Genomic DNA, 17,546 nt, shown 5'->3' on the forward strand with positions numbered 1-17,546 from the left:
GTTATTATGCGTTCTTCCTAACTAACTCTCTTACAACCGAGAGAAATCATTGAAAAGTGCAAGCCCCATTAACAGCACCAGCAAAATCGAGCCAATGCGATAACTAAAGTCTTGAACTCGCTCGGATACCGGTCCGCCTTTTAGCTTTTCGATCGCTAAAAACAGCAGATGGCCCCCATCTAACACGGGAAGCGGGAACAGGTTGATTATCCCCAGGTTCACGCTAATCAGCGCAAGGAACATGAGATAGTAAATCACCCCGAACTCCGCTGACATCCCAGCCCCCTGAGCAATCGAAATTGGCCCACTGAGGTTGTTCAGTTTGACATCACCGGTAATCAGTTTCCCCAACATGTTGACCGTTAGCTTCATCAGCTGCCATGTTTTATCCGTGGCCTCAACGATGGCGCTAAACGGCCCATACTGGCGTATTGTCTTGTACTCGTCTGGCAGTGGGATCACTTTCGGCACGACGCCAGCAAACCCTTCCGCCTTACCGCTGCCCGATTTGGTATCCGGGGTGAGGGTCAGTGAGAGCGGACTCCCCTGCCTTTCCACTTCCAGCGCGAGCGGTCTACCAGGATTATCGCGCACCAGAGTAACAAAGGTCATCCATTGTGTTAATGGCTGACCATTGACTTTAACGATCCTGTCACCCGCTTGTAAACCCGCTTTACTTGCCGCCGAATTGGCCTGTACTTCAGCTAATACCGGCTCGATCTGGGCACCATGCGGTCGTATACCCAGTGCAGCGACAGGGTCCTCTTTGTCAGGCTCGAAGCTCCAGTGGCGTAAATCCAGCACTTTATCCTGCCGCTGCTCGGAACCAAATGGCGATACGCTGACGGTCGTCTGCTCATCACCAATTTTGGCAACCAGCTGTAACCTCACGGCATCCCAATCAGGGGTTTCGATACCATCAATCGCTTTAAGTTCCATCCCCGGTGTAATTTGCGCCGTCGCCGCAACAGAACCGGAGGTGATTTCACCCACAACCGGACGCACGCCAGGCACGCCGATGATGAATACCAGCCAGTAGGCGAAGATAGCGAAGATGAAATTGGCTACCGGGCCGGCAGCGATGATGGCAGCACGTTGTCCAACGGTTTTGTTGTTAAACGCGCTGTGTCGAAGTTCCGGAGCGACAGGCTCGACGCGTTCGTCGAGCATTTTGACGTAGCCGCCCAGGGGAATCAGAGCAATGACAAACTCGGTGCCATGCTTATCGGTGCGCTTCCAGAGCGATTTGCCAAAGCCAATCGAGAATCGCTCCACCCGTACACCACAGCGCCGGGCAACCCAGAAATGGCCAAATTCATGCACGGTAATCAGTACACCCAGTGCAACAATGAACGCCGCCAGATTCCAGAGAATGCTCAGCATAAAACCTTCCGTTATATCGTCCCAAACACCAGTAAAAGCAGGCAAGCAAACACTGGAACAGCCGCTGTCAGGCTGTCAATGCGATCCAGTATTCCGCCATGTCCTGGAATCAGGTGACCACTGTCCTTAATCCCTGCTTCACGCTTAAACATACTCTCGGTTAAATCACCCAGTACCGATGCCAGCGCCGCGAAAATCGAACATACCAGCAGCGTTGAGGGTGCAACCTCCAGATTCGCCCAGACGCCATAGCCCCAGGAGATGATCGCCGCCGTAAACAGGCCACCGATGAACCCTTGCCAGGTTTTACCCGGGGAAACTTTCGGCGCCAGTTTATGTTTGCCGAACAGTTTACCAAACATATAGGCCCCGGAGTCAGCCCCCCAGACGAGAATCATCACATAAAGCAGCCATAACGCACCGCTGTAGTGGTTTTCGTCATAGTGCCAGGCGCGCAGTGCGACCATGCCCCAGAAAAACGGCACAATGGTGAGCAGACCAAAAATAAGGCGCAACACCTTAGAGTTACGCCAGAGTGCCGCAGAGCCAGGATAGAAAAGCACTAAAACAAGCGCAGCAATCCACCAGCCTAGCGAAATCCATAAGGATCCGGCCACCAGCGGCTGATGAACATCATGATGATATTCAGGCAAGGTAAACAGCATCAGGGCCAGTAAAAAACCACAGAGTACCGCCAGCCATACCCGCTGCGTGCGCGAAGTAAAGCCGCTAAGCTGCCCCCATTCCCACGCGGCGAGCATACACACCACCAGCGTAACAATAGCGAATCCCACCGGCGGCAGTAAAAACAGCGCTGCGATGACGACGGGTATTAATACAAAAGCGGAAATCAGGCGATACTTCAGCAAAAGCTACCCCCATCAGGCGTTATCGCCACCAGGCTCGGTGCCGCCGAAACGACGCTCTCGATTGGCAAAGGCATGCAGCGCACCTTCAAAGTCTTGTTCATCAAAATCTGGCCAAAGAACATCAGTAAAGTAAAGTTCGGCGTAGGCAATTTGCCACAGCAAAAAGTTACTTATGCGATGTTCCCCCCCTGTTCTTATAACCAAATCCACGGGTGCCAGTTCATTCATGCAGATTTGCTGACTCAGCGCCTCTTCATCAATCTGGTCGGGTCTTAACAGCCCTTCCTGAACCTGCTCAGCCAAATGCCGAACACCCTGGATAATATCCCAGCGTCCGCCGTAATTCGCCGCGATATTGAGCGTCAGGCCGGTATTGTTTTCCGTCAGCGCTTCTGCTTTGCGAATCCGTTCCTGCAGACGTGAGTTAAATCGACTGGTATCGCCAATAATACGCAGGCGGACGTTGTGGCGGTGCAGGCTTTTTACTTCACTATCGAGCGCCCACACGAACAGTTCCATCAGCGCCGTCACTTCCTGCGCAGGTCGATTCCAGTTTTCACTGCTAAAAGCATAGAGCGTTAACGCATCAATGCCGTTATTGGCGGCAAAAGAAACGGCGCGGCGAACGGATTTCGCCCCAGCTTTATGCCCAAAGGCTCGTATCTTCCCTTGTCTTTTCGCCCAGCGGCCGTTGCCATCCATGATGATTGCAACATGACGACAGCCATGTGCTGGCAAGTTTTCGCTTATTGGTTGATTCGCAGACAACATAACGCGTTTTTAGTCCCTGAAAGGATTTAACGGTACACAGGAATACTGAAGCCTATACATAAAAAAGCCGTGTCAAACCACGGCTTACCTGACCACTTAAAGCCAAATACCTGCGATCAGGTGGCGCAGACTATATCACCGAAGCCCAACGCTAACAAATAGCACGACGACTAGTGATTGCTTTATCACCAGCTTGCGAGACGTGTCACTTGTTTACGCGCAACACTGCGTGCCTGTGCATCAACCGCCAGCACCTCTTCCACGCTCTGTGGCTCACGCAAATCCATCATCTCCAGCACGGATAAATTCAACGCGGCGATGTCGGTAAAGCGGATCTGCTGATTCAGGAATGCTTCAACGGTCACTTCATTGGCAGCATTGAGTGCGGTTGTCGCCGCTTGCCCCCGATCGAAAGCCGTCATCGCCAGTTTCAGGCACGGATAACGGTCGTAATCAGGCTCGCTAAACGTCAGTGAACTCAGCTTGCAAAAATCGAGGGGCTTTACCCCCGACTTCACGCGGTTCGGCCACGCCATTGTATGAGCAATCGGCGTGCGCATATCCGGTTCGCCCAGCTGAGCCAGCACGCTGCCGTCCTGATAGCGCACCATTGAATGAATCACCGACTGCGGGTGGATCAGCACTTCCATCTGTTTCGCTGACGCATTGAACAGCCAGCGAGCTTCAATGTATTCCAGACCTTTGTTCATCATGGTGGCCGAATCGACGGAGATCTTACGCCCCATTGACCAGTTTGGATGACGACACGCCTGATCGGGCGTCATTGCGCTCAGTTCAGACAGTGGCGTTTCACGGAACGGGCCACCAGACCCGGTAAGCAAAATCGATACAACACCATTCTGCTCCAGGTCAGCGTACCCCAGGTTTTGCTGAAAAGGTTGAGGTAAACTCTGAAAAATCGCGTTGTGCTCGCTATCTACCGGCAAAAGACGCGCCCCACGCTGTTTTACCGCCTCCATAAAGAGGCGGCCGCAGGTCACCAGCGACTCTTTGTTCGCCAGCAGAACATCTTTCCCCGCATCTATAGCGGCAAGCGTCGGCAGAAGACCCGCCGCCCCGACGATTGCCGCCATCACCTGATCAACCTCATCCAACGCCGCCATATCGCAAGCCGCCTGCTGTCCGCTAAGCACCTCGGTGCGGCTGCCCTGCTCCTGCAACAGCGCTTTCACCCGCCGGGCGCTCTCTTCATCATCCATCACCGCAAAACGGGGAGTAAACTCCAGGCACTGCTCGACCATTCGCTGCACGTTTTTCCCGGCCACGAGCGCGGTCACGGTATAGCTGTCAGGATTATGGCGAACAACGTCGAGAGTGCTGCAACCGATAGAGCCGGTCGAGCCGAGAAGAGTTAGATGCTTCATGAGATGCCCAAAAGTTTGACCAGATAAAAGCAAAACGCCGCCAGCAAGACTTAATGTCCTTCTGAACGGCGTTTATCAGTGTACAGCGAAAATCAGAACTGCATCAGTTCCGCTTCTTTTTCTGCCAGCGCCGCATCAATTTTCTTGATAGCAGCATCAGTCATTTTCTGAATATCGTCCTGTGAACGACGATCGTCGTCTTCGCTGATCTCTTTTTCTTTCAGCAGCGCTTTCACTTTATCGTTCGCATCACGGCGCACGTTACGTACGGAAACGCGACCCTGCTCAGCTTCACCGCGCACGACTTTAATCAGGTCTTTACGACGCTCTTCCGTCAGCGGAGGCAGTGGAACGCGAATGTCCGCGCCCGCTGAGCTTGGGTTCAGACCCAGGTCAGATGCCATGATCGCTTTCTCAACGGCCGGGCTCATAGAGCGATCGAATACGTTGATTTTCAGGGTACGGGTGTCTTCTACCGTCACGCTCGCCAGCTGACGCAGCGGCGTTGGCGTACCGTAATATTCAACGATGATGCCATCCAGCAGGCTTGGGGAAGCGCGGCCAGTACGGATTTTGCTGATTTGGTTTTTGAACGCTTCAACGCATTTGTCCATGCGTACTTCAGCATCTTTTCTGATGTCGTTAATCACGTTACGAATCCTTGAAAACTTGTCTCAGGCAGACTATCCGCCAGCACAGCACTACAGGTGTGCTAAGTATAGTCGCGTTTAATTCATGACAACGCCAAAGGCGTGTCCGGGTAAGATACCACTACAAAATAAAGCGGAATCTTACCTGTATTTATCGCCGACGGAAATTATTCCGTGATCAAAGTGCCTTCTTTTTCGCCCATTACAACGCGACGCAGCGCGCCAGGCTTGTTCATGTTGAAGACACGAATCGGCAGTTTGTGGTCACGAGCCAGCGTAAAGGCGGCAAGATCCATCACTTTCAGCTCTTTATCCAGCACTTCGCTATAGCTCAGCTGATCGTACATGGTCGCAGACGGATCTTTTGCCGGATCGGCAGTAAACACGCCATCCACTTTGGTCGCTTTCAGCACCACATCGGCTTCAATTTCGATACCGCGCAGGCAGGCAGCGGAATCGGTGGTAAAGAACGGGTTACCCGTACCGGCGGAGAGGATCACCACGCGGTTGTTGCGCAGCAGGCTAATGGCTTCTGCCCAGCTGTAGTTATCGCATACGCCATTCAGGGGAATAGCGGACATCAGGCGGGCGTTCACATAGGCGCGATGAAGCGCATCACGCATCGCCAGGCCATTCATCACGGTTGCCAGCATCCCCATGTGGTCGCCCACAACGCGGTTCATCCCCGCTTTCGCCAGACCAGCACCACGGAAAAGGTTGCCACCGCCAATGACCACGCCAACCTGAATACCCAGTTCGACCAGTTCTTTGATTTCCTGTGCCATGCGATCAAGGATGCTTGCGTCAATACCGAAGCCTTCCGATCCCTGCAGCGCTTCGCCACTCAGCTTAAGCAGAATGCGTTTGTACACGGGTTTTGCATTGGTAGCCATGTTTCTTTCCTGAGACTGTCAACGATTAAGATGGGGGTTAATTCTGGCGACATGATATGTCGCATATCAGCACAGGGATACAGCAACCTGTCTGATTTTCGTGTGACGGGTGACAAAAAGAAGCCGCCCTCAGGCGGCTCCTTTTCAATCATTAAGACTGCTTGGACATTGCAGCAACTTCTGCTGCGAAGTCAGTCTCAACTTTCTCGATGCCTTCGCCCACTTCGAAGCGGATGAAGCCAGTCACGTCAGCGTTGTGCTCTTTCAGCAGCTGAGCGACAGACTTGCTTGGATCCATAACGAAAGGCTGGCCAGTCAGAGAAACTTCGCCGGTGAATTTCTTCATGCGGCCTTCAACCATTTTCTCTGCGATTTCTTTTGGCTTACCAGACTGCATCGCGATGTCCAGCTGAACCTGGTACTCTTTCTCAACGACTTCTGCAGACACGTCTTCTGGCTTAACGAATTCTGGTTTGCTTGCAGCGATGTGCATTGCCAGCTGTTTAACCAGCTCTTCGTCAGCGCCTTTAGCCGCAACCAGAACACCGATACGCGCGCCGTGCTGGTAAGAGCCCAGAACGTCACCTTCGAGAGAAGCAACGCGACGGATGTTGATGTTCTCACCGATTTTAGCAACCAGCGCAACACGCTCTTCTTCGAACTGTGCTTTCAGCACTTCAACGTCAGTGATTTTGCCTGCAACCGCTGCGTCCAGAACTTTGTTAGCAAATGCCTGGAAACCAGCATCTTTAGCAACGAAGTCAGTCTGGCAGTTAACTTCCAGAATGATGCCGTAGTTGCCGTCGATTTTGGTGATGATCACGCCGTCAGCAGCAACGTTGCCTGCTTTCTTAGCTGCTTTGATCGCACCGGATTTACGCATGTTTTCGATTGCCAGCTCGATGTCGCCGTTCGCTTCGGTCAGCGCTTTTTTGCAATCCATCATGCCTGCGCCAGTACGCTCACGCAGCTCTTTTACCAGGGATGCGGTAATTTCAGCCATTCTTAAATCCTCGGGAGATGTGAACTGCCCGGCCGGGGGCCAAACAGTATAAATTGAAAAAAGGGGCCGATAATGGGCCCCTATTCATACACGGTACTAATAAGGGGTAAAACCTTATTATTCAGCTTCTACGAAGCTTTCTTCCGCCTGAGAAGCCAGATCCTGGGAACGGCCTTCACGAACGGTAGCAGCTACAGCGCTCAGGTACAGGCTAACAGCACGGATTGCGTCGTCGTTACCCGGGATAACGAAGTCAACACCGTCCGGATCGGAGTTGGTATCAACGATAGCGAATACCGGGATACCCAGGTTGTTAGCTTCTTTGATTGCGATGTGCTCGTGGTCTGCATCGATTACGAACAGCGCGTCTGGCAGGCCGCCCATATCTTTGATACCGCCCAGGCTGTTTTCCAGCTTGTCCAGTTCACGAGTGCGCATCAGCGCTTCTTTCTTAGTCAGCTTATCGAAAGTACCGTCCTGAGACTGGGTTTCCAGATCTTTCAGGCGCTTGATGGACTGACGAACAGTTTTCCAGTTGGTCAGCATGCCGCCCAACCAGCGATGGTTCACGAAGAACTGGTCGCAGCTGTTAGCAGCATCTTTCACAGCTTCGCTTGCAGCGCGCTTAGTACCAACGAACAGAATCTTACCTTTACGGGAAGAGATCTTGTTCAGCTCAGCCAGGGCTTCGTTGAACATTGGTACAGTTTTCTCAAGGTTGATGATGTGAACTTTGTTACGCGCGCCGAAGATGAAAGGCTTCATTTTCGGGTTCCAGTAACGGGTCTGGTGACCAAAGTGAACACCAGCCTTGAGCATGTCGCGCATGGAAACAGTTGCCATGTTTAAAACCTCTATATTGAAAGTTGGGGTTATGCCTCCACGTATCCCATATTACCGACCCCGAAGGGCACCCCGGAATATGTGCCGATACGTGTGTGTTGTTACACAAAGTGAGATATGTCGCTCCCGTCCAGCCTGTGTATCTGAGATGGATCGGAAGTCCGGCGCGCTTTATACCACAAAACACGGTCGGAAACCAATAATTGTTGGCTGAGTGTGCTGTTAATGATTCTCAATTTGGCACGGGGTGCGCCTGACTGATACCATTGACAATACTTACACTAGTATTGTCGAAAAAATCGACACCGATGGACAGATTACATGGCTATCTCTATTAAGACACCTGAAGAAATTGAAAAGATGCGCGTCGCCGGTCGTCTGGCCGCGGAAGTGCTGGAAATGATCGAACCGTATGTGAAACCGGGCGTCAGCACTGGCGAACTGGATCGCATCTGTAACGACTATATCGTCAACGAGCAGCACGCGGTCTCCGCCTGCCTCGGCTATCACGGCTTCCCGAAATCCGTCTGCATTTCAATCAATGAAGTGGTTTGCCACGGCATCCCGGATAACGAGAAACTGCTGAAAGATGGCGATATCGTTAATATCGATGTGACCGTCATCAAAGACGACTACCACGGCGACACCTCCAAAATGTTCATCGTGGGCAAGCCAACTATTCTGGGCGAGCGCCTGTGCAAAGTCACTCAGGACAGCCTCTACCTGGCGCTGAAGATGGTTAAGCCGGGCATCCGCCTGCGCACCATTGGTGCGGCTATTCAGAAATTTGTGGAAGCGGAAGGTTTCTCCGTGGTGCGCGAGTACTGCGGTCACGGCATTGGCCGCGTTTTCCATGAAGAGCCGCAGGTGCTGCACTATGACGCAGACGATGGCGGCGTGGTGCTGCAAAAAGGGATGACCTTCACTATCGAGCCGATGGTCAACGCGGGCGATTACCGCATCCGCACCATGAAGGATGGCTGGACGGTGAAAACCAAAGACAGAAGCTTGTCTGCCCAGTACGAGCATACTATTGTGGTAACAGACAACGGCTGCGAAATTATGACGTTGCGCAAGGATGACACCATCCCGGCGATACTGACGAACATTGAGTGATAAGAAGCCGGCGAATGCCGGCTTTTTTAATGGCGATAGCTTTTTCTTATGGGTGGCGCACGATGAGTAATCTATTACCCGAACAGTATGCTAACACAGCACTTCCCACCCTCCCCGACCAGCCTGACAATCCGGGCGTTTGGCCGCCGCATGAGCTGACCTGCGCGCATATCAAAGCCCACATGGAGGTTTTCCATCGCTGGCTGGGTAATGCGTTTGACGCAGGCGTATCGGCCGAGCAGCTTATTGAAGCCCGCACTGAATTTATCGACCAGCTCCTGCAACGTCTGTGGATCGACTACGGTTTCGGGCAGGTTAGCGACGTCGCGCTGGTTGCCGTCGGGGGCTATGGCCGGGGTGAACTGCACCCCCTCTCCGATATCGACCTGCTGATCCTGAGCCGTAAAAAGCTGCCGGACGACAGGGCGCAGAAAATTGGCGAGCTGTTGACCCTGCTCTGGGACGTGAAGCTGGAAGTAGGCCACAGCGTGCGCACGCTGGAAGAGTGTCTGCTGGAAGGGTTATCCGATCTCACCGTCGCCACTAACCTGATTGAAACCCGTCTGCTGATTGGCGACGTGGCGCTGTTCCTCGAGCTGCAAAAGCACATTTTCAGCGACGGCTTCTGGCCCTCCGAAAAATTCTTCGCCGCAAAGGTCGAAGAACAAAACCAGCGCCACCATCGCTATCACGGCACCAGCTACAACCTCGAACCGGATATTAAAAGCAGCCCCGGCGGCCTGCGCGATATCCATACGCTGCAGTGGGTCGCGCGTCGCCATTTTGGCGCGACATCGCTGGACGAAATGGTCGGCTTTGGTTTTTTGACCGAGGCCGAACGTAACGAACTCAATGAGTGCCTGCATCTGCTCTGGCGCATCCGTTTCGCTCTGCATCTGGAAGTAACCCGCTACGATAATCGCCTGCTGTTTGACCGCCAGCTTAGCGTTGCGCAGCGCCTGAATTACCGGGGCGAAGGCAACGAGCCGGTCGAGCAGATGATGAAGGATTTCTTCCGCGTCACCCGCCGCGTTACTGAGCTGAACCAGATGCTGTTGCAGCTGTTTGATGAAGCGATCCTCGCGCTGACGGCGGACGAAAAGCCGCGCCCGATTGATGACGAGTTTCAGCTGCGCGGTACGCTGATCGATCTGCGCGACGAAACGCTGTTCATCCGCGAACCGGAAGCGATCCTGCGGATGTTCTACACCATGGTGCGCAACAGCACGATTACCGGGATCTACTCCACCACCCTGCGCCACCTGCGCCATGCCCGACGTCACCTTAAGCAACCGCTGTGCTACATCCCCGAGGCGCGTTCACTATTTCTGAGCATGCTCCGTCATCCGGGCGCCGTCAGCCGCGGGCTGCTGCCGATGCACCGCCACAGCGTGCTGTGGGCCTATATGCCGCAGTGGTCGCATATTGTCGGGCAGATGCAGTTCGATCTGTTCCACGCCTATACGGTGGATGAACACACGATCCGCGTCATGCTCAAGCTGGAAAGTTTCGCCAAAGAAGAGACCCGTTCCCGCCATCCGCTGTGCGTTGAGCTGTGGCCGCGCCTGGCGCACCCGGAGCTGATCCTGATTGCCGCGCTGTTCCACGACATCGCCAAAGGTCGCGGCGGTGATCACTCGGTGCTGGGTGCCCAGGACGTGCTGAAGTTTGCCGAGCTGCATGGGCTGAACTCGCGCGAAACGCAGCTGGTGGCCTGGCTGGTTCGCCATCACCTGCTGATGTCGGTAACCGCACAGCGTCGTGATATTCAGGATCCGGAAGTGATCAAGCAGTTTGCAGAAGAGGTCCAGACGGAGAACCGCCTGCGCTATCTGGTCTGCCTGACGGTGGCCGATATTTGCGCCACCAACGAAACCCTGTGGAACAGCTGGAAGCAGAGCCTGCTGCGCGAGCTGTACTTCGCCACTGAAAAACAGCTGCGTCGCGGGATGCAGAATACGCCGGACATGCGCGAGCGCGTCCGCCACCACCAGCTGCAGGCGCTGGCGCTGCTGCGAATGGATAACATTAACGAAGAGGCGCTGCATCAGATTTGGGCGCGCTGTCGCGCCAACTACTTTGTGCGCCACAGCCCAAACCAGCTTGCCTGGCACGCGCGGCATCTGCTGAAGCATGACCTGTCGAAGCCGCTGATCCTGCTCAGCCCGCAGGCCACGCGCGGCGGGACGGAAATCTTTATCTGGAGCCCGGACCGGCCTTATCTGTTCGCCGCGGTCTGTGCCGAGCTGGACAGGCGTAACCTGAGCGTTCACGACGCGCAGATTTTTACCACCCGCGACGGCATGGCGATGGACACCTTTATTGTGCTGGAGCCGGACGGCAGCCCGCTGTCGGCGGACAGGCATGAAGGGATACGCTTCGGCCTGGAGCAGGCCATCACCCAGCGCAGCTGGCAGCCACCGCAGCCGCGTCGCCAGCCGGCAAAATTGCGCCACTTTACCGTCGATACCGAGGTCAATTTCCTGCCGACCCATACGGATCGTAAATCGTTCCTGGAGCTGATCGCACTCGACCAGCCGGGGCTGCTCGCCCGCGTCGGCCAGGTTTTTGCCGATCTGGGAATTTCGCTTCACGGCGCCCGAATTACAACCATTGGCGAGCGAGTAGAAGATTTATTTATAATCGCCACCGCCGACCGGCGTGCCCTTAATAATGACCTGCAGCTTGAAGTGCAACAACGGTTGACAGCAGCCCTCAATCCAAACGATAAAGGGTGACGTTTTTTTTAGTGAAATGGAAAGAGTAAACAATGCAGCAGTTACAGAACGTTATTGAGTCCGCTTTTGAGCGTCGCGCCGAGATCACTCCGGCAAATGTGGATACCGTGACCCGTGAAGCGGTTAACCAGGTTATTTCCCTGCTGGATTCCGGCGCGCTGCGCGTGGCAGAAAAAATCGACGGTCAGTGGGTTACTCATCAATGGCTGAAGAAAGCTGTACTGCTCTCTTTCCGTATCAACGATAACCAGGTTATCGACGGAGCAGAAAGCCGCTACTTCGATAAAGTGCCAATGAAATTTGCGGATTACGACGAAGCGCGCTTCCAGAAAGAGGGCTTCCGCGTGGTGCCGCCTGCGGCGGTTCGCCAGGGCGCGTTCATCGCACGCAACACCGTGCTGATGCCATCCTACGTGAATATCGGTGCCTACGTTGACGAAGGCACCATGGTCGATACCTGGGCAACCGTGGGTTCATGCGCGCAGATTGGTAAAAACGTACACCTGTCCGGCGGCGTAGGCATCGGTGGCGTGCTGGAGCCGCTGCAGGCTAACCCAACCATCATTGAAGACAACTGCTTCATCGGCGCGCGTTCCGAAGTGGTTGAAGGCGTGATCGTAGAAGAAGGTTCCGTGATCTCCATGGGCGTCTACATCGGCCAGAGCACCCGCATTTACGACCGCGAAACCGGCGAAGTTCACTACGGCCGCGTACCGGCCGGTTCCGTTGTGGTTTCCGGCAACCTGCCGTCTAAAGATGGCAAATACAGCCTCTACTGCGCGGTTATCGTGAAGAAGGTGGACGCCAAAACCCGCGGTAAAGTGGGCATCAACGAACTGCTGCGCACCATCGATTAATCAGGTATAACAAAAAGCGGGGGCAACCCCGCTTTTTTTATATCCCGAGGTGGCGAAAATAGATTTTTTCGTTAATTATTCATAGGTTATGTTGAGATCAAGGGTACCGCTATGTACGATAATCTGAAAAGTCTGGGCATTACCAATCCTGATGAAATTGATCGTTATAGTCTCCGCCAGGAAGCCAATAACGATATTTTGAAAATCTATTTTCACAAAGACAAAGGAGAGTTTTTCGCCAAAAGCGTGAAGTTTAAATACCCACGCCAGCGTAAGACCGTTGTCGCTGACGGTATCGGTCAGGGATATAAAGAAGTACAGGAAATCAGCCCTAACCTGCGCTATGTGATCGACGAGCTCGATCAGATTTGCCAGCGCGATCGCAGCGAAGTCGACCTCAAGCGTAAGATCCTTGACGATCTGCGTCACCTGGAAAGCGTTGTTACCCATAAGATCAGCGAGATTGAAGCGGATCTTGAGAAATTGACGCGGAAATAAAAGCAAAACGGCAATCCTTGATTGCCGTTTTTAGTGTTTGCGCCCTCTCCCACAGGGAGAGGGATAGGGTGAGGGCACCATACCGCACTCAGCTATCGCTGTTCGTCCAGCTGCAGCGCCACATACAGCAGCAGCCGGTCGTCGAAATTCCCCAGATCCAGCCCCGTCAGTTCCGAAATCCGGTTAAGCCGATACTCCAGCGTATTACGATGTATGAACAGCGCTTTTGACGTTGCCAGCGGCTGCACGTTATGCCGGAACCACGCCTGCAGCGTGCGGCGCAGCAATCCGTTGTTATCCATCGCCTTCAGACGCACCAGTGGACGCGCCAGCTCGTTGGCCTGCCAGCCGCCCCGCAGGCTGTCGAGCAGGACCGGCAGCATCAGATCCTGATAGAAATAGCTGCGGCTTTCCGGCATGCGCTGCTTGCCCACCATCATGGTGGTGCGCGCCGTTCGCCATGAACGGGCGATGCTTCCCGGTCCGGTAAAGTAATTCCCGAGCGCGACGCGAAAACGGAGCTGACCGTTCTCCTTCATGCGCTCGATGAGCAGCTCAACGCGACGACGATGATCTTCCGCGTCCCAGCGGCCAAACTGATTAAGCGCGGGCTTAAGCACCACCATTTCCGTCAGGGAAACTATCGCCACCAGGTTATTACGCTCCGGCGTCGCCAGCATGTTTTGCAGCTGCTGTAGCTCCACCATGGCGCTGTCCACGCCAAGCTGTCCGCTATCCACCTCGATGACGGCGACCACGCGCGGCTGATTCAGGTCGATACCCAGACGCTGCGCCCACTCGCTCAGGGCTGGCGTGTGCTCCTCCGCCTGTATCAAATTCATCACCAGCTCTTCGCGCAGGCGGCTGTCCTGCGCCAGCAGGTGCATCAGGCGCGACTGCTCCAGCATCATCTCTGCCGTCATGCAGACCAGCTCGCCGTATTTGCGTAAAGATTCAGGATCGCCGGTCAGACCGATAACGCCAACAATTTCGCCTTCGAGACGCAGCGGCAGGTTGATCCCCTGGCGCACACCGTGCAGGTGTTTCGCTACGGCGTCATCAATGTCCACCACGCGCCCCTGAGAGAGCACCAGCAGCGCCCCTTCGTGCAATTCCCCAATACGCTCACGATCGCCACTGCCGATGATGCGTCCACGGGCATCCATTACGTTGATATTGGTATCAATGATGCGCATGGTTCGCGCCACGATATCCTGCGCCATTTTGGTATCAAGATGCCAGCCAGCCATATAACCCTCCCGTGAGCAGAGCTCAAGCATAGGGGAGTTCAGTTACGGCTGCATTGTGCAGATGCCCAAAGGCAGAGAGAGATGTATGGAGTTGTGCTAAGGGTCACAGAAAAAAGAAAGCCCCTGCCTGTTGTAGGCAGGGGCCTGAGGGATTACTGCATCAGGAGATAAATAGAGGTATCACCACGCTGAATATTCAGGGCCAGCACGGAAGGCTTGCTGTCGAGAATTTTGCGCAGTTCAGCAATGTTTTTCACCGGCTGCTGGTTAGCGCCCATGATGACATCACCTTTTTTGAGGCCGATACGGGCCGCCGGCGAATTCGCTTTTACGTTATTCACCACCACGCCTTTATCCGCCCCTTTGTTGCTCATCTCAGCCCCTTCAATACCGCTGAAGATGGTGCTGGAATCTACCTGATTCTGGCTGCTCTGCTGGAGTTCCAGGCTCACGTTAACCGGCTTACCTTCACGCAGCAGGCCGAGGGTGACTTTACTGCCGATTGGCATTGAACCCACTTCTGCGCGCAGGGCGGCAAAGCTGCTGATCGGCTTCCCGTTGAGAGAGGTAATGACGTCACCCGCTTTAATACCAGCTTTTGCCGCAGAGGAGTTCGGCATGACCTGGCTCACGAACGCGCCGCGCTGAGCGTCAACCTTCATCGCTTTCGCCAGCTCTGAGTTCAGCTCGGTACCCATGATACCCAGCTCACCGCGTTTCACCTGACCGTACTGCACCATCTGCGCGGTCAGGTTTTTCACCATGTTGCTCGGGATAGCAAAGCCAATACCGATGTTACCCCCGTCCGGTGCCAGAATAGCGGTGTTAATACCGATAAGCTCACCGTTCAGGTTCACCAGCGCACCGCCGGAGTTACCGCGGTTAATGGCCGCATCCGTCTGGATGAAGTTTTCATAGTTTTCCGCGTTCAGGCCACTACGCCCCAGCGCAGAGACGATACCCGAGGTGACGGTTTCGCCCAGACCGAACGGGTTACCGATGGCGACGGTGTAATCGCCAACGCGCAGCGCGTCCGAGTCGGCAAGCTTAATCGCCGTCAGGTTCTTCGGATCCTGAATCTGAATCAGCGCGATGTCGGAGCGCGGATCTTTACCCACCACTTTGGCGTCAAATTTACGGCCGTCGCTCATCTGCACTTTAATAACGTTCGCATTATCTACCACGTGGTTATTGGTCACCACGTAGCCTTTCGCGGCGTCAATAATCACGCCCGAGCCAAGCGCCATGAATTTCTGCTGCTGGCCGCCGCCCTGACCGTTATCCCCTGGACCGCCGCCCTGACAGAACGGTGAACTCTGGAATGGCGAACCGTCCTGGCAGAATGGCGAATTATCGCCGAAGAACTGCTGGAAGTTACGCGGCATGCGCGGCGTATTGACGGTTGTGCTGCCCTCAACGTTGATACTCACCACCGATGGCATCACTTTTTCGAGCATCGGGGCCAGGCTTGGCATCTGCTGCGCAGGGACTGCCGACGAAGCCGTCTCGGCTGCCGTAGCAGACAGAGGAGACAGCGCTAAACCTAAACTCAGAGCCAGTGCACTCATTGCTAATGTGGTTTTTTTCATGTTTCTCAATCTCGATTTACCAGATAACGCAAAATTGCTGTGTAACTCAGATTCGTTTTATACCGCTTAGTTCCGGGGATAAGTTTATGGAAAAAGTAAAAATTTATTGGCCGTCTTTACAAAACTCACGGCTTATTCCACGGCCATCAGCTTGCGGTATTCATCCCAGGCGTACAAATCCGTCATCCCGCTGATATAGTCCTGGATGAGCCGGCAGCGATAATAATATTCCAGTACCGGCCAGCGGGAAGATTGCCGATCTATTTTACTGATGGCTTCGACGTATGCCAGCCGGTGGCGGGTCGAAAGCTTTTGATAGAGGCGAGACTCAATAGGCAGGCGGCGGACGCGTTCGTTTTCTACCAGCTCGCTGAACTCATCGACCGGGAGCTGGAGTAAAGGAGCATAAATCTCCAGCAGCCCACTGATAACCCGATATCCCTGCAGCTCCAGCTGTTCAACATCCGGATGGCTGAAAACATGGCGAACGGCCACGTGTTTATATAATTCGAGAAGCTGGCTAAAACTACTCTCATCTTCCAGCAGGGCGTGATTAAATTCTCCGCTAAATATCATCGGCAAATTATCAATGAAACGCGCGGCTGCATACGGCACCAGTTTATTCAGCGTGTTGACCCGTAAATACATAAAGAACTGATCTTCAGTGCTCCGGCTTAGCGAATTTGAGCGCGATTTATCCCATGCATTCTCGACGACCTGTGCAAACAGAGATCCTTTTTCATGCTCTCCCCAGGCATCACGAAGATGCTGATAAAGCTCCTCGACGCTGAATATTCTTTTTTCCACCGCGTCTTCCAGATCGGCCACGCAATATGAAATGTCGTCAGCGGCTTCCATAATCCACGTCAGCGGGAAACGGCCATTGGGCGTCAGCGACAGTTCTTTACGCAACCGCTCAATATAGGCCTCTTCCGATAAGTAATAGCCCGGCTTTTTCATCAGATAGCTATGGGTGGCGGGCGTCTCCCCCATCCACCATGCGGGACGGGTATATTTGAGAATGCAGCCTACCTGAGCCCAGGTCAGGTTCATGCGCATCAGAGAGTGCACCAGGCGTATGCCCTGCGCGTTACCTTCGAAGTGACACAGATCCTGACGCACCTTGCGGCGCAGATCGTTCAGGCTCTCCTCGCCCTCGCGCAGGCATAAATCGCGCACCGCGCAGCGGTCATCGCTCAGCGGCTGGCTTGCTGCATCGGAGGGGAAAAGGCGCTGTTTAAACCAGTCGTTGATGGCGGCTTCGCCGAAATGGCCGAAGGGAGGATTGCCAATATCGTGCATCAGGCAGGCCATCTCAACGATGCTTTCGAACGGCCCGGTCAGCTCATCCAGCCCGTAGGTTTCCAGCAGGCGCTGCTCTTTGAGGCGGCTGAGGATCTCTTTTGCAATGTAGCGCCCCACCTGCTGCACTTCCATGGAGTGCGTCAGTCGCGTACGCACCGCAGCGTTACGCTCCAGCGGGAACACCTGGGTTTTTTGCTGTAACCGGCGGATGGCGGGCGAGTTGATGATGCGTCCACGATCGCTCTCGAAAATGCGCAGGATCTCATGTTCGCTCTTCTCGCCCTGCGGCGAGCGGAAACGTCGGTGCCAGTTAATTTTGGTGCGAAAATCGATTGGTGCCATGTGCTCCCCCGCGTGAGAATGCGTTTCCCCTTTACCGCATGATAGACTATGCAT

The 17,546-nt window shown here is 54.3% G+C and carries 15 protein-coding genes; 4 read left to right on the forward strand and 11 right to left on the reverse strand.

Features of this window, described 5'->3' with window-relative positions; translation table 11 throughout:
* Nucleotides 1–30: 30 nt before the first annotated feature.
* The 8 genes from rseP to rpsB all read right to left on the reverse strand — a co-directional run bounded on the left by rseP (nucleotide 31) and on the right by rpsB (nucleotide 7,797).
* Nucleotides 31–1,383 carry a sigma E protease regulator RseP gene (gene rseP, locus IM304_RS05420; protein ID WP_148420143.1) on the reverse strand — a complete coding sequence of 451 codons (1,353 nt, stop codon included), beginning with the start codon at nucleotides 1,381–1,383 and terminating at the stop codon, nucleotides 31–33.
* Between the two features lie 11 nt (nucleotides 1,384–1,394).
* Nucleotides 1,395–2,252 (reverse strand): phosphatidate cytidylyltransferase, encoded by an 858-nt coding sequence (gene cdsA / locus IM304_RS05425; protein ID WP_148420142.1) that lies wholly within the window; start codon nucleotides 2,250–2,252, stop codon nucleotides 1,395–1,397.
* 12 nt (nucleotides 2,253–2,264) lie between these two features.
* Nucleotides 2,265–3,023, reverse strand: a complete 759-nt coding sequence (ispU, locus tag IM304_RS05430; protein WP_047051280.1) for a (2E,6E)-farnesyl-diphosphate-specific ditrans,polycis-undecaprenyl-diphosphate synthase — start codon at nucleotides 3,021–3,023, stop codon at nucleotides 2,265–2,267.
* A 185-nt stretch (nucleotides 3,024–3,208) separates the two neighbouring features.
* Nucleotides 3,209–4,408, reverse strand: coding sequence for a 1-deoxy-D-xylulose-5-phosphate reductoisomerase (ispC, locus tag IM304_RS05435; protein WP_148420141.1), 1,200 nt, complete (start codon nucleotides 4,406–4,408; stop codon nucleotides 3,209–3,211).
* Between the two features lie 92 nt (nucleotides 4,409–4,500).
* A complete protein-coding gene (gene frr / locus IM304_RS05440) occupies nucleotides 4,501–5,058 on the reverse strand; it encodes a ribosome recycling factor (protein WP_003856180.1) in 558 nt (185 codons plus the stop codon).
* A gap of 167 nt (nucleotides 5,059–5,225) precedes the next feature.
* The gene (gene pyrH / locus IM304_RS05445) at nucleotides 5,226–5,951 is read right to left on the reverse strand and encodes a UMP kinase (protein WP_008501910.1); all 726 of its coding nucleotides are present in this window, start codon (nucleotides 5,949–5,951) and stop codon (nucleotides 5,226–5,228) included.
* Between the two features lie 151 nt (nucleotides 5,952–6,102).
* Entirely contained in the window at nucleotides 6,103–6,954 is an 852-nt protein-coding gene (gene tsf, locus IM304_RS05450; protein WP_003856196.1) for a translation elongation factor Ts, read from the reverse strand.
* A gap of 117 nt (nucleotides 6,955–7,071) precedes the next feature.
* Complete coding sequence (gene rpsB, locus IM304_RS05455; protein WP_003856207.1) at nucleotides 7,072–7,797, reverse strand: 30S ribosomal protein S2; 726 nt, start codon at nucleotides 7,795–7,797, stop codon at nucleotides 7,072–7,074.
* A 321-nt stretch (nucleotides 7,798–8,118) separates the two neighbouring features.
* Between rpsB and map the strand changes: the two genes are divergently transcribed.
* The 4 genes from map to IM304_RS05475 all read left to right on the forward strand — a co-directional run bounded on the left by map (nucleotide 8,119) and on the right by IM304_RS05475 (nucleotide 13,006).
* Nucleotides 8,119–8,913, forward strand: coding sequence for a type I methionyl aminopeptidase (gene map, locus IM304_RS05460; RefSeq protein ID WP_148420140.1), 795 nt, complete (start codon nucleotides 8,119–8,121; stop codon nucleotides 8,911–8,913).
* Between the two features lie 62 nt (nucleotides 8,914–8,975).
* A complete protein-coding gene (glnD, locus tag IM304_RS05465) occupies nucleotides 8,976–11,651 on the forward strand; it encodes a bifunctional uridylyltransferase/uridylyl-removing protein GlnD (RefSeq protein WP_193355746.1) in 2,676 nt (891 codons plus the stop codon).
* 32 nt (nucleotides 11,652–11,683) lie between these two features.
* Nucleotides 11,684–12,508, forward strand: coding sequence for a 2,3,4,5-tetrahydropyridine-2,6-dicarboxylate N-succinyltransferase (gene dapD, locus IM304_RS05470; RefSeq protein WP_008501915.1), 825 nt, complete (start codon nucleotides 11,684–11,686; stop codon nucleotides 12,506–12,508).
* Nucleotides 12,509–12,619: 111 nt separating this feature from the next.
* Nucleotides 12,620–13,006 carry a DUF3461 family protein gene (locus tag IM304_RS05475; RefSeq protein WP_148420138.1) on the forward strand — a complete coding sequence of 129 codons (387 nt, stop codon included), beginning with the start codon at nucleotides 12,620–12,622 and terminating at the stop codon, nucleotides 13,004–13,006.
* A gap of 92 nt (nucleotides 13,007–13,098) precedes the next feature.
* On the opposite strand, the gene IM304_RS05480 is transcribed toward IM304_RS05475, so the two are convergent.
* From IM304_RS05480 to dgt, 3 genes are all read right to left on the reverse strand, one after another.
* Nucleotides 13,099–14,256 carry a CdaR family transcriptional regulator gene (locus IM304_RS05480; protein WP_003856217.1) on the reverse strand — a complete coding sequence of 386 codons (1,158 nt, stop codon included), beginning with the start codon at nucleotides 14,254–14,256 and terminating at the stop codon, nucleotides 13,099–13,101.
* A 152-nt stretch (nucleotides 14,257–14,408) separates the two neighbouring features.
* Nucleotides 14,409–15,845, reverse strand: a complete 1,437-nt coding sequence (gene degP / locus IM304_RS05485) for a serine endoprotease DegP (protein ID WP_148420137.1) — start codon at nucleotides 15,843–15,845, stop codon at nucleotides 14,409–14,411.
* Nucleotides 15,846–15,977: 132 nt separating this feature from the next.
* The gene (gene dgt / locus IM304_RS05490) at nucleotides 15,978–17,492 is read right to left on the reverse strand and encodes a dGTPase (protein ID WP_148420136.1); all 1,515 of its coding nucleotides are present in this window, start codon (nucleotides 17,490–17,492) and stop codon (nucleotides 15,978–15,980) included.
* Between the last annotated feature and the right edge of the window lie 54 nt (nucleotides 17,493–17,546).

This window comes from Enterobacter cloacae complex sp. P40C2 (assembly GCF_014930695.1).
Lineage (GTDB): Bacteria > Pseudomonadota > Gammaproteobacteria > Enterobacterales > Enterobacteriaceae > Enterobacter > Enterobacter pasteurii.

What these genes read in the sequence shown, in the direction of transcription:
- map (WP_148420140.1), top strand. Translation starts at nt 8,119, where the DNA reads ATGGCTATCTCTATTAAGACACCTGAAGAAATTGAAAAGATGCGCGTC.
- pyrH (WP_008501910.1), bottom strand. Translation starts at nt 5,951, where the DNA reads ATGGCTACCAATGCAAAACCCGTGTACAAACGCATTCTGCTTAAGCTG.
- ispU (WP_047051280.1), bottom strand. Translation starts at nt 3,023, where the DNA reads ATGTTGTCTGCGAATCAACCAATAAGCGAAAACTTGCCAGCACATGGC.
- rseP (WP_148420143.1), bottom strand. Translation starts at nt 1,383, where the DNA reads ATGCTGAGCATTCTCTGGAATCTGGCGGCGTTCATTGTTGCACTGGGT.
- rpsB (WP_003856207.1), bottom strand. Translation starts at nt 7,797, where the DNA reads ATGGCAACTGTTTCCATGCGCGACATGCTCAAGGCTGGTGTTCACTTT.
- tsf (WP_003856196.1), bottom strand. Translation starts at nt 6,954, where the DNA reads ATGGCTGAAATTACCGCATCCCTGGTAAAAGAGCTGCGTGAGCGTACT.
- ispC (WP_148420141.1), bottom strand. Translation starts at nt 4,408, where the DNA reads ATGAAGCATCTAACTCTTCTCGGCTCGACCGGCTCTATCGGTTGCAGC.
- degP (WP_148420137.1), bottom strand. Translation starts at nt 15,845, where the DNA reads ATGAAAAAAACCACATTAGCAATGAGTGCACTGGCTCTGAGTTTAGGT.
- dapD (WP_008501915.1), top strand. Translation starts at nt 11,684, where the DNA reads ATGCAGCAGTTACAGAACGTTATTGAGTCCGCTTTTGAGCGTCGCGCC.
- IM304_RS05475 (WP_148420138.1), top strand. Translation starts at nt 12,620, where the DNA reads ATGTACGATAATCTGAAAAGTCTGGGCATTACCAATCCTGATGAAATT.
- dgt (WP_148420136.1), bottom strand. Translation starts at nt 17,492, where the DNA reads ATGGCACCAATCGATTTTCGCACCAAAATTAACTGGCACCGACGTTTC.
- IM304_RS05480 (WP_003856217.1), bottom strand. Translation starts at nt 14,256, where the DNA reads ATGGCTGGCTGGCATCTTGATACCAAAATGGCGCAGGATATCGTGGCG.
- glnD (WP_193355746.1), top strand. Translation starts at nt 8,976, where the DNA reads ATGAGTAATCTATTACCCGAACAGTATGCTAACACAGCACTTCCCACC.